Origin of the sequence: Streptomyces sp. NBC_00989, from assembly GCF_045162655.1 — a bacterium.
In the GTDB taxonomy this organism is placed as follows: domain Bacteria; phylum Actinomycetota; class Actinomycetes; order Streptomycetales; family Streptomycetaceae; genus Streptomyces.
In genome coordinates this window covers 3,187,222-3,198,483 of the sequence record NZ_CP108728.1, presented here as the reverse complement: position 1 = coordinate 3,198,483, position 11,262 = coordinate 3,187,222, and the positions used below count along the sequence as shown (strand labels likewise).

Genomic DNA, 11,262 nt, shown 5'->3' with positions numbered 1-11,262 from the left:
CAGAAGGGTCCGTAGCCCTCCTTCTGTGTGAAGGAAACAGCACAGGCAAGGAAACCGGGGACTGAGTGGCATGGGTTTGACCAGCGAGACTACCGTTTATGTGGTGGCGGCCGTGGCTGTCGTCTGCGTGGCGCTGCTGGTCTGGGTGTGGCCGCGGCTCGCCAGTCGGGGCGTGCGGCAGGTGCTCGGGCGGCTGGCAGCCATTGGAGTGACTCAGGTCACTATCATCGCGGCGTTCGCGTGCTGGCTGAACTCCTCGTACCAGTTCTTCGGATCGTGGGGCGAGCTGTTCGGCAACGTCGACACCGCCCCCGTCGGCGTGACCCAGGCGGCCGACCACAGCGGCGACGGCTCGATCGGCGGCGTCACCGTGAAGGGGGCGCTGGTGCAGCCCGCCGGCGACGAGCAGCTGAGCCGGGTCAGCGGACTGCCCACCGGCAATCCCGCGGTGAACGGCAAGGTGGAGTCCGTCAAGGTCATCGGCCGCCGTACGGGAGTGGTCGACCCGGCATTCGTCTACCTGCCGCCGCAGTACTTCCAGAAGGCGTACGCGCGCCAGCGCTTCCCCGTCGTCGTCGCGCTCAGCGGCTACCCGGGCAGCATCTTCAACCTCGCGCAGTACCTGCGGGTGTCGCAGACCGCCGGGCAGCTGCAGAAGAGCGGGCAGATGCAGCCGACCATCATGGTGATGATCCGGCCCACGATCGCCCCGCCGCGCGACACCGAGTGCGTGAACGTTCCTGGCGGACCGCAGACCGAGACCTTCCTCGCCAAGGACCTTCCGCAGGCCCTCAAGTCCGTCTACCGGGTCGGCCACGACGCCAGCGCCTGGGGCGTCATGGGCTACTCCTCCGGCGGCACCTGCGCACTTCAGCTGACGATGCGCAACCCGCACGTGTACACGACGGCCGCCGCGCTCTCGCCCGACTACCGGATCAAGGACGACCCCACCACCGGCAACCTCTTCGGCAGCGGCCTAGGGCGGGTGAACCGGGTCAACGGACACGACCTGATGTGGCGGCTGAAGCACCTGCCCGCACCCCAGGTCTCCGTCCTGGTCGCCGACAGCAAGCACGGCGAGCGGGGCTATCCGCAGACACTCGCCTTCATCAAGGCCGTCAAGGCGCCCATGCGCGTCGCGTCGATCCTGCCCGAGTCGGGCAGCCACAACTTCCCCACCTGGGTACGGGAGATGCCCGGGTCCCTGAAGTGGATGAACCAGCAACTCACCTTCCCCCAGGACGTCGTGCCCCGGCACGTCCCCAAGAAGGGCAACAGCACCGTGCGGGCCGAGGGCACCGAGCCCAAGAAGCCGACCGCCGGGACGCGCAAGTAACGGGCGGTGATCCACGGCCCGTTCGGCGGACCGTGGATCACCGCCCGTTCGGACGCCCCAGCGTCCCGGGCAGTTCGCCTCGCCGCCGGATGCCCAACTTCCGGTAGGAACTGGTGAGATGGGTCTCCACCGTGCGGCGGGCCAGGTGCAGCAGATCGGCTATCTCGGTGTTCGTCCGGCCGTCGGCGGCCAGTTCGGCTATCCGCCGCTCACTGGTCGTGAGCGAATCGGAACCGGTACGGGCGGGCGCCGACCGCCGGGCACCGCTCTCGCCCAACGCCTCCTCCGCCAGGGCCCATTGACGCGTCGCACCCAGCCGCTCGGCCCGCTCCGCGGCCTCCCGCAGACAGGCACGGGCCCGCCCCCGGTCCCCGGCCGCGGTCAGCCCACGGCCCTGCGTGACCAGCGCCGACACCAACTCGGCCTCCGTGCCCACCGGGCCGCCCCGCAGCAGTCGTACGGCCTCCTCCGCGAGCTCCAGACCGCGTCGGCCGCCGGTCGCCGCGGCCAGGACGCGCAGTGAACGGCCCATCGTGCGGGGCGTGTTCCACACCCGGGCCAGCCGCAGCTCCTCCTCGGCCAGGGCGACGGCCTCCCGGGGACGGGCGAGGGCGAGACGGCACTCGGCGGCGGCCGTGCGCCACGGCGTGACGACCGGGCTGACCACCTCACGGGCCGACTGACGGCGCCCGCACTCCAGGAAGTCGTGCAGCGCGCCCGCCGTGTCGCCGGTGGCGGCGCGCGCCACTCCCCGCGCGTAGAGAAAGCGGTTCAACTCCCAGGAGTCGGGCGCGGACCGCAGATCGAACCCGTTCGCGAGCCGCAGCGCCCGCGCCTCCTCGCCGGTCGCCACGAGCGAAAGCAGCACATGGGACTGCCGGTTGGAGGGCCCGGTGCGCGCCCGGTCACGCGGGCACGGTTCCGCCAGCAGCCGCGCGTGCTCGCCGCGCGCGGCCAGGATGTCGGCCCGTACGTTGGCCAGCGCCTCGTGCATCGGGTGCAGCAGGTCGGGACGCTGGCCCACCAGGCCGCGCTCCACCAGCCTTTCGGCTTCCGGGAGTTCGTCGGCCCACTGGGCGACCGCGGCGGCCGTACCGATCAGGAACGGCTCGGTCAGCGGATCGGCGGGCTGGGCGAGCAGTGCCCGCACTCGCCGCATCGCCTCGGCCGCCGAGATCAGCCCGGCCGTGGCCGCATGCCGTACGACCAGCGCGTGACCGGCTGTGCCGACCAGCTCCGGCGAGAGCTCGGCGGCGTCGCACAGCCACCGGTACACCTCCTTGCGCACCGTCTGGTCCTGCTCGGACAGCAGCACCGAGGCGGTCTGGAGGATGCGGATCAGCTGCGGACGGTCCGTCAACTCGTCCTCCACCGTGCGCAGTACGTCCACGGCGGCTACGGTCCTGCCCCGGCCGGCCAGCGCCGTGCCGAGCGCGACCGCCGCGCGCACCGTGTCCTGCGGCGCTCCGGACAGCCGTAACGCCTCGCTCAGGCGCGGGATACCGGCTGAGGACGTCTGCGCCTTGTACTCCAGGGAGCCCAGTTCGGTCAGCAGGCGCTGTCTGCGGGCGTCCGGGAGCGGCTCCTCCAGGACCCGGCGCAGGAAGGCCGTCGCGTCGGACGTGCGCCCGTCGCGCAGCGCGAGCGAGGCGGCCTCCTGGAGCGCGGCGGACGTCCAGGGCTCGCCCACCGGGTCGGACAGCAGCAGTTGCCGGGCCACTGTGTCGGGCGAGACACCGTGGCGCTGCATCGTCTCGGCCGCCGCCGCGTGCGCCGCCCGCCGTCGGGTCGCGGGCACGCCGGTGAGCACCGCGTCCCGCAGGAGTGGATGCGCGTAGCGCGGACGTCCGTCGGGGTCGGGGCGCAGCACCCCGAGCCCGCTCATCGCGGTGAGCCAGCCGGTCACCCGCGCCGGGTCGGCACCGGCCAACTCGGCGATGACAGCGGCCAGTTCCTCGGCGGGACCGGTGGCGTGACCGCTCGGCAGATCCCGCGGGGTGCCCCCGTCCCACCCCTCGTCCAGCGCGGCCAGCGCCCGGGCGACCTCGCCGGTGGCCGGACCCGCGCTGTCCAACCACCAGGACACCGCGGCCGGATACGCGCCCGGGTACAGCGCGGCGGACGACGTCGGCACGCTCGTGTGCCGGCCGGCGCCGAGGTCGTCGAGCAGGGCGCGCAGCAGCAACGGGTTGCCTGCACCCGCCCGTACACAGTCCTCCACCCATGACTCGGGGGCGTCCGGGTGGGCCGAACCCACCAGCTCGGCGGCCGAGTTCGCGGTCAGCGGGGCCAGTGTGAGGGTGCGGACCAGGGCGGGCGACAGGGTGTGGGTCAGGCCCGGTGCCGATGGGTCGACGTCGTACTGGCTGCGTTCCGTGGCGACCAGCAGGATCCGTAATCGGTCGACGTGCCGGGCGGACTCGACCAGCCAGCGGTGCGAGGCCGGGTCGGCCAGGTGGACGTCGTCCACGGCGATCAGCAGCGGTGCCCGGTCGGCGTACGAGTGCAGTACCCGCCGGAACAGCTCGGCGTTCGCCCGCTCGTCCCCGGCGGACGCCGTGTCACCGAACTCCGGTACCGGGGCCATCAGTTGCAGCACGGTGGCGTACGGCACCGCCCGGTCGCGGGGCGAACAGCGAGCCCGCAGCACCCGCATGCCGTGCGCCAAGGCGTCCGTGACCGTGGCCTCCAGCACGGTGGTACGGCCCGTCCCGGTGGCCCCGCGCAGCAGCACCAGCCGGCCGGCACCGGCCCGGGCCCACGCGGCCTCCGCCGCCAACAGCCTTGTCGCGTCCCGGTGTTCGGGCGGTATCGCGGACGCCCCGGCGTCAGACGTCGTCCCCGTCATCGCGCTCCTCCTCGTGTCCCTCGTACCCGTCGTGCCGGTCGCCGTCTTCGCCGCTCACTCGCCGTGGTCCGCCGTACGGCCGATCTCGTGGTGCTGCTCGTGGTGCTCCACGATTGCGCGCGCCCCGTCCGCCCCGTGAGGGTGGGGAGTACACGGCCGCCATCAGCGCACCTGGGGTGGCACGTAGTTGGATGTGGATTCGAGGGAGAACGTTGCTCAGCTCATCGCGGCCCGCACACCCCGGTACGGCCGACCCCGCCGACCGGATACCCGTGGCGGTGCACGCCCCGGACCCGATCTCCCGCGAGGGAGCACTCAGCCAGCTGCGCAGACACCCGGAGATCGACCTCCGCGAGGAGAACGACACCGGGCCCGGCAGAGTGGCCCTGTTCATCGCCGACACGCTCGACGAGACCGCGCTCACCCGGCTGCGCCGGCTCGTGCGCAGCGAGGGCGGGCGGGCCGTGCTCGTCGTCGGGGCGCTGCGCGAGGCCGAGTTGCTCGACGTGATCGAGTGCGGGGTCGGGGCCATCGTGTGGCGCGGGGAGGCGACCGCGCAGCGCCTGGTGCAGGCCGTGGTCGCCGCGGCGCGCGGTGACGGCGACCTGCCGGCCGATCTGATCGGCAGGCTCGTCGAACAGGTCGGGACGCTGCATCGCAGCGCGGCGGGCCGGTCCGGAGCCCATCCCTCGGGGCTCTCGCCGCGTGAGGTGGACGTCCTGCGGCTGGTCGCCGAGGGGCTGGACACCGGAGAGATAGCCAGCAAGCTCTCCTATTCCGAACGCACCGTCAAAAACGTCATGCACGGCCTGACCACACGCCTTCACCTGCGCAATCGGGCGCATGCCGTGGCGCATGCCCTTCGGGAAGGCTACATCTGACCGAACGGGCACTCGAAGCCGGACACGCGGGCAACATGCCGTGCCCTGCCCCCGTCCCCAAGGTGCTTGCGGGGACGGGCGGTTGGGACGGCACGATCGGGGGACGGCCGACAGGGGCGTACCGGGCGCCGACGCGGACCGCGGGGCACGACAGCACGGCAGGGCGGGAGTTCGGCGGTGATCCACGAGGTGGACGAGGTTCTCAAGGACCTGATCGGCGGCGGCGCACTGGCCGGTTCGGGCATCGAGGTCTCCTTCGACGCCCCGACCCGCGACTGGGCCGCCCGCCGCAACACCCCCACGATCAACACCTACTTGTACGACATCCGGGAGGACGTGCACCGCCGCCAGCGCGGGCATGTCGCCGTGCGCGACGAGCGGGACGTGGTCGTCAAGCGTCGCCAGCCGCCGCGCTGGTTCCGGCTGTCGTACCTGGTGACGGCGTGGACGAAGCGCCCGCAGGACGAACACCGGCTGCTGTCCGCCGTGTTGTCGACCCTGATCCCGCGCGAGCTGCTCGCCCCCGACGAACTGCCGGGTTCCCTCGGTGCGTTGGGTCTGTCGGTGCCGATCTCGGTGGCCGGCATCCAGACCGAGTCACGCTCCCTCGCGGAGATCTGGTCCGCCCTTGGCGGCGAACTCAAGCCGTCCCTCGACCTCGTGGTCACCGCGCCCTTCCCGGCCTACCCCGAGTACGACGCCGGCCCGCCCGTCACCGAGGGCGCGGCGGTCCGCATCGGCGGCCTCGACGGCAGCGAGCCGGGCGTGGAGGAACGCGCCCACCGCCCGCGCCAGGTGGCGGCGGTACGGGAGTCCCGTGAGGTCGCCCGGCGCAAGAGGGCGCCTGGGACGCCGACATGACGGTCACCGAGGACGCGTTGGCCTTCGCCGCCGAGCCGGAGACCGACGCCCTCCTCGCGCGGCTCGGCCGCCTCCGCGAGCGCGTCGCCCTGCTCGTCGACCGGCGCTCCGCCACCGACCCCACGGCCGGCGACCCGATGCGCGGCCTGTACCTCCCGGAAGAGGCGGTACGACGACTGCTCCTGCGCTCCCCGGAACCGGCCCCGCCAACACCGGAGTTGGCACACGGCACCGCCGACCGGCTCGCCGCCCTGCACCTGACCGACCTCGACACCGCACTCCTCCTCGTCGCCCTCGCCCCCGACCTGGACCGCACCTTCGAGCCCCTCTACGGCTACCTCAACGACGACGTCAGCCGCCGCCGGGCCACCGTCGGACTCGCCCTGGACCTGTGCGGCATCCCCGCGCACCAGGCGGCGGGCCGGGCCCGGTTCCTCGCGACGGCTCCGCTGTGCGCCCTCGGGCTGCTCACCGTGGAGGAACCCGAACGCCCCTTCCTCAGCCGCTCGTTGCGCGTGCCCGACCGGGTCGTGGCGCACCTGCTCGGCGACGACACCCCGGACGCGACCCTCACCGGACACCTCCACCCGTTGCCGCTGCCGAGCGTGTCGTACGACGGACAAGAGCCGGGCGGAGACGAGGAGTTCGCCGTCTTCGTGGACCGGCTGGGCGCGCTGCTCGCCGGCGGGCCGCCGCTCACCGTGTATCTGAGGGAGCGTCACGAGGGCGACGGGCTCGTGTGCGTGGCGGCCGCGCTGGACGCGGCGGGGGTGGCCGCCGTGCGGTTCTCCGGGCCCGTGGAGCGGGTGCCGGAGCTGCTGCGCGAGGCCCGGCTCAGCGGCCGTACGGTTGTCGTGAGCGGGCTGCCCGATCAACCCGGCGCGCTGGTACGGGCGTTGACCGACGCCACCGACGTCTCCGTGCTGGTCGCCGGTGCGCGGCCGTACGACCCGGAGTGGTGCGAGAGCGATCCGCTGATCCTGGAGGCGCCCCGGCAGCGGGCCGCGGCGGTGCGGGCCTGGACGGACGCCGTCGGCGAGCAGAGCGGCTTCGACGTACGGGCCACCGTCACGCCGTACCATCTCGGCGCCGACCGCATCGCACGCGCCGCCCGGGCGGCCCGGGGGCTTGCCGCGTTCGACGGCACCCCGATGAGCGCCGCCCATCTGCGGCTCGCGGCGCGGCAGCAGTCGGCGTCGGGGCTCGAACAGCATGCCCGGCGGATCCGGCCCGCCGTCGACTGGCGGGACCTGGTCCTGCCCGAGCGGTCCCTGACCCAGCTGCACGAACTCGCCCTGCGCGCCCGGCACCGCGACCGGGTCCTCGGCGACTGGCGGCTCAGCGCGGGCGGCGGCCGGGGGCGTGGCGTACTCGGCCTGTTCGCGGGGGAGTCCGGCACCGGCAAGACGCTGTCGGCGGAGGTCGTCGCGGCCGAACTTGGCCTGGATCTCTATGTCGTTCAGCTGTCGTCGATCGTGGACAAGTACGTCGGCGAGACCGAGAAGAACCTCGAACGGATCTTCACGGAAGCCGACCGCACCGACGCCGTGCTGCTCTTCGACGAGGCCGACGCCGTCTTCGGCAAGCGGTCCGAGGTGAAGGACTCGCACGACCGGTACGCCAACATGGAGAGCGCCTATCTGCTCCAACGGCTGGAGTCCTTCGACGGGATCGCGCTGCTCACCACCAACCTGCGCGCCAACATCGACGAGGCGTTCACCCGGCGGCTCGACCTGGTCGTCGACTTCCCGTTCCCCGATCCGACGCAGCGGCTCGCGCTGTGGCGGCACGGCCTGACCCATGTGCCGAGCGCGCCCGACCTCGAACTCGCTCCGCTGGCCCAGGAGTTCGAGCTGGCCGGCGGTTCCATCCGCAGCGCCGTCGTCACCGCCGCGTACCTCGCCGCCGGACGAGGGGACACGGTGACCACGGCGGACCTCCTCGAAGGGGCCCGCCGTGAATACCGCAAGGCGGGGCGGCTGGTACCCGGCGAGGGCACCTGGTAGCCGCCCCGGCGGCTACACCGTGAACTTGACGGCCACCAGCCAGCGGGAGTTGTCGAGCGTGCCGCCGAAGATGTACTTGGGGCGCGCGTCGGCGCACCCCTGACCGCCCCAGTCCCAACCGGTGTTGCGGGCCGACTCGCAGACCTGGCCGCTGCCGATGTTGATGGCGAAGCCCGTCATGTACGGTGCGTCGGCCTTCGAACTGCCCACGTAGTTGTCCTTGTTGTCGGGGATGATCGCCGTCCACTGCGGCTCCCACATGCCGTTGCCGTCGGTCGACGCGGGGTTGTGGATGAAGGCGTTGGCGGCCGAGCCGAGGGAACCCGACACCGCGATGTTCAGGGCCGTGATCTGCTTCGCGTCATCGACCGTGCCGGTCGCCGCCCCGTCGCAGACGGCGTCCGTCCAGCCGTCGCCCGCGATGAACGCGCGGTAGCAGATGTGCCGGCCCGCGTCCTTCGCGGCCAGCTTCTTCACCGCGGTCGCCGCCGTCGCCGGCTTCACCTTGGGCTTGGCGGACTCCGAGGAACCACCCCCGCCACCGCCCGTCGCGGCGGCCGTGGAGGTCTCGGCCGCCGGCGGGGGAGTCGTGGCCGTCGCGGTGGGCGGCGGCGGCACACTGGCCGTCGGGGAGGGAGCGGGCGCGAGCGTACTGACGCCCGCGTCCTTCAACTGCTCGGTGGCGGCGGTTCTCACCTGCGGCTTGTACGCGATCCACAGCATGAGGAAGGTGAGCGAGAGCGCGAGGACGGCCCCGAGGAAGGTGGCCAGCCAACGCGGCAGGAACCCGCGCTGGAGGTAAGTCCCCTCCACCGGAAGGGGGTTGGCGCCGGACCGCAACACGCTGAGCGTGTACGGCCGTTGCTCCTTCGGCCCGAACCAGATGATCTTCCGCGGCTTCAGGGACGCCTTGACGAAGGCCGCCCGGCCCGGCTCGATCTGCACATTGCCCGGATGGATGTCGTACGACAGCTGGTCGCCGTTGTCACTGCCGCTGATCGACGCCGTCAGCCTGGTGTTGCCGAGGTTGTCCACGGCGAGTCGGGGGCGGCCCCGGAACCGTCCCTTGACCGTCGGCGGCACCAGCTCCGCCCGCACCTCCGTGAACGGGGTGATGGTCAGATTGCCCTCGGGGACGGTGACCGCCTCCGGGTGCTCGGTCGGCGTGATCCGCACCGCGTACGGGTTCGGGCCCGCCGTCGCGTCCGGGGTGCGCGGCGGCGCGAACGTCAGGTCGACCGTCCCCGTCGTGCCCGGATAGAGCCGCAGCGTCTGCGGCTCCACGACGGTCCAGGGCGCGATGCTCCCGACCGGCTCGAAGCGGTACTCGTCCACGACGTCGCCGGTGTTGCGCAGCCGCAGCCGCACGCGGGTACTGCCACCGGGATCGACGGTCGCGGACGCGGGCTCCAGGGAGGTCCACAGACTCATGAGCCGACGCTACGACGGATGGTGAGGGCGCGTCAGGAGTCGCCGGGGCAACAGCGGTTGCCCAAAGGGGCCGCCCGTCAAACCCGTCACTGCCCCCGCGGCGACGGCATCCACCGCGGCGGGACGGCCCTGCGGAGAACACGACGCGGCGGGCTGCCCGCGAACCGTGCCGCGGACTGCCCCTGAGGGCAAGGAAGTTGCCCCAAGGCAGGCACTCGGGGACGTTTCGGCGGCCGGGTCGCGCGCGTGACGCTTGAGGGCGTCCTGTCTCGTACCCCGAGGAGAGCAGAGCATGCCGTCCTATCTGTCGCCCGGCGTCTACGTCGAGGAGGTGGCCAGCGGCTCGCGCCCGATCGAGGGAGTGGGCACCTCGGTGGCGGCCTTCGTGGGCCTGGCCCCGACCGGTCCGCTGAACGAGCCGACCCTGGTGACCAACTGGACGCAGTACGTCGCTGCCTTCGGTGAGTTCACCGACGCGTACTACCTCGCCCACTCCGTCTACGGCTTCTTCAACAACGGCGGTTCCGCCGCCTACGTCGTCCGCGTCGGCGGCACCGCCGAGGGCACCTCCGCGGAGACCAGGTCCCCGTCCGCCGTGACCGGTTCGGCCACCCCGGCCGCGCTGCCCGCGGGCGAGCCGGCCCAGCTCGGCACCTTCGCCGTGACCGCGCTGGCACCCGGCGACCTGACCGTCGAGGTGGCCGACGCCGAGGGCGAAGGCCCCGCCGAACGCTTCCGGCTGATCGTCAAGGACGCCGGCAAGGACGTCGAGAGCTTCGACGTCACCGCCAAGAAGGGCGGCCGCAACTACGTCGTCACCCAGGTCAAGGAGCGCTCCAAGCTCATCGCCGTGGCCGAGACCGCGCCCGCCGCGCAGCTGGCCCGCCCGGAGAACCAGACGATCACCCTCACCGCGCCCGCGCCCGCTTCCGCCGCACCCGCCGTACCCGGCAAGGGAAGTGACACCGCGTCACATCCCGGCCCGGCCACCTACCTCGGCGACTCCTCCGACCGCACCGGCTTCGGCGGTCTGGAGGCCGTGGACGAGATCTCCATGGTCGCGGTGCCCGACCTGATGGCCGCCTACCAGCGCGGCGCGATCGACCTGGAGGCCGTCAAGGCGGTCCAGTTGGGCCTCATCGCGCACTGCGAGCTGATGGGCGACCGGGTCGCCGTCATCGACCCGCCGCCGAGCCTGAACGCCCGTCAGATCCGCGTCTGGCGGCAGGAGACGGCCGGCTACGACTCCAAGTACGCGGCCCTGTACTACCCGTGGATCAAGACCTTCGACCCGTCCAGCGGACAGTCCCGGCTGATCCCGCCGAGCGGCCACATCGCCGGCGTCTGGGCCCGCAACGACTCCGAGCGCGGCGTGCACAAGGCGCCGGCCAACGAGGTCGTACGCGGCGCGGTCGACCTGGAGACCCAAATCACCCGCGGCGAGCAGGACTTGCTCAACCCGATCGGCGTCAACTGCATCCGCGCCTTCCCTGGCCGGGGCATCCGCGTCTGGGGCGCCCGCACCATGTCCTCCGACCCGGCCTGGCGCTACCTCAACATCCGCCGGTACTTCAACTACCTGGAGGAGTCGATCCTGATCGGCACCCAGTGGGTGGTGTTCGAGCCGAACGACCACGCCCTGTGGGCCCGGATCCGGCGCAACATCTCGGCCTTCCTGGTCAACGAGTGGCGCAGCGGTGCCCTGTTCGGCCAGCGGCCGGAGGAGGCGTACTACGTCAAGTGCGACGAGGAGACCAACCCGCCGGAGTCCGTCGACGTCGGCCGGGTCGTCTGCGAGATCGGCATCGCACCGGTCAAGCCGGCCGAGTTCGTGATCTTCCGACTGGCCCAGTTCTCCAGCGGCAGCGGGGAGTTGGAGGAGTAGTCCCCCCACTCCCA

The 11,262-nt window shown here is 72.4% G+C and carries 7 protein-coding genes; 5 read left to right on the top strand and 2 right to left on the bottom strand.

Annotated features, from left to right (window positions below; translation table 11 throughout):
- Positions 1-70 precede the first annotated feature (70 nt).
- A complete protein-coding gene (locus OG714_RS13840; protein WP_406120943.1) occupies positions 71-1,336 on the top strand; it encodes an alpha/beta hydrolase in 1,266 nt (421 codons plus the stop codon).
- A 37-nt stretch (positions 1,337-1,373) separates the two neighbouring features.
- Here the strand turns inward: OG714_RS13840 and OG714_RS13835 are convergent, their stop codons facing one another.
- The gene (locus tag OG714_RS13835; RefSeq protein ID WP_406120941.1) at positions 1,374-4,184 is read right to left on the bottom strand and encodes a LuxR C-terminal-related transcriptional regulator; all 2,811 of its coding nucleotides are present in this window, start codon (positions 4,182-4,184) and stop codon (positions 1,374-1,376) included.
- 191 nt (positions 4,185-4,375) lie between these two features.
- Here OG714_RS13835 and OG714_RS13830 point away from each other — a divergent pair, with 191 nt between their 5' ends.
- The 3 genes from OG714_RS13830 to OG714_RS13820 all read left to right on the top strand — a co-directional run bounded on the left by OG714_RS13830 (position 4,376) and on the right by OG714_RS13820 (position 7,932).
- Positions 4,376-5,065, top strand: coding sequence for a LuxR C-terminal-related transcriptional regulator (locus OG714_RS13830; RefSeq protein ID WP_406120939.1), 690 nt, complete (start codon positions 4,376-4,378; stop codon positions 5,063-5,065).
- Between the two features lie 177 nt (positions 5,066-5,242).
- Positions 5,243-5,926 carry a DUF4255 domain-containing protein gene (locus OG714_RS13825; protein ID WP_406120937.1) on the top strand — a complete coding sequence of 228 codons (684 nt, stop codon included), beginning with the start codon at positions 5,243-5,245 and terminating at the stop codon, positions 5,924-5,926.
- Entirely contained in the window at positions 5,923-7,932 is a 2,010-nt protein-coding gene (locus OG714_RS13820) for an ATP-binding protein (RefSeq protein ID WP_406120935.1), read from the top strand. The genes OG714_RS13825 and OG714_RS13820 overlap by 4 nt, the downstream gene beginning before the upstream one ends.
- Before the next feature lie 12 nt (positions 7,933-7,944).
- Here OG714_RS13820 and OG714_RS13815 read toward each other — a convergent pair whose 3' ends face one another.
- Positions 7,945-9,363, bottom strand: a complete 1,419-nt coding sequence (locus OG714_RS13815; RefSeq protein ID WP_406120933.1) for a hydrolase — start codon at positions 9,361-9,363, stop codon at positions 7,945-7,947.
- A gap of 292 nt (positions 9,364-9,655) precedes the next feature.
- Between OG714_RS13815 and OG714_RS13810 the strand changes: the two genes are divergently transcribed.
- Complete coding sequence (locus OG714_RS13810) at positions 9,656-11,248, top strand: phage tail sheath family protein (protein ID WP_406120931.1); 1,593 nt, start codon at positions 9,656-9,658, stop codon at positions 11,246-11,248.
- Positions 11,249-11,262 lie beyond the last annotated feature (14 nt).

Bases quoted from the DNA above. Each gene is read 5' to 3' on its own strand.
- OG714_RS13815 (WP_406120933.1), bottom strand. From the start codon at position 9,363: ATGAGTCTGTGGACCTCCCTGGAGCCCGCGTCCGCGACCGTCGATCCC.
- OG714_RS13835 (WP_406120941.1), bottom strand. From the start codon at position 4,184: ATGACGGGGACGACGTCTGACGCCGGGGCGTCCGCGATACCGCCCGAA.
- OG714_RS13830 (WP_406120939.1), top strand. From the start codon at position 4,376: ATGTGGATTCGAGGGAGAACGTTGCTCAGCTCATCGCGGCCCGCACAC.
- OG714_RS13820 (WP_406120935.1), top strand. From the start codon at position 5,923: ATGACGGTCACCGAGGACGCGTTGGCCTTCGCCGCCGAGCCGGAGACC.
- OG714_RS13840 (WP_406120943.1), top strand. From the start codon at position 71: ATGGGTTTGACCAGCGAGACTACCGTTTATGTGGTGGCGGCCGTGGCT.
- OG714_RS13810 (WP_406120931.1), top strand. From the start codon at position 9,656: ATGCCGTCCTATCTGTCGCCCGGCGTCTACGTCGAGGAGGTGGCCAGC.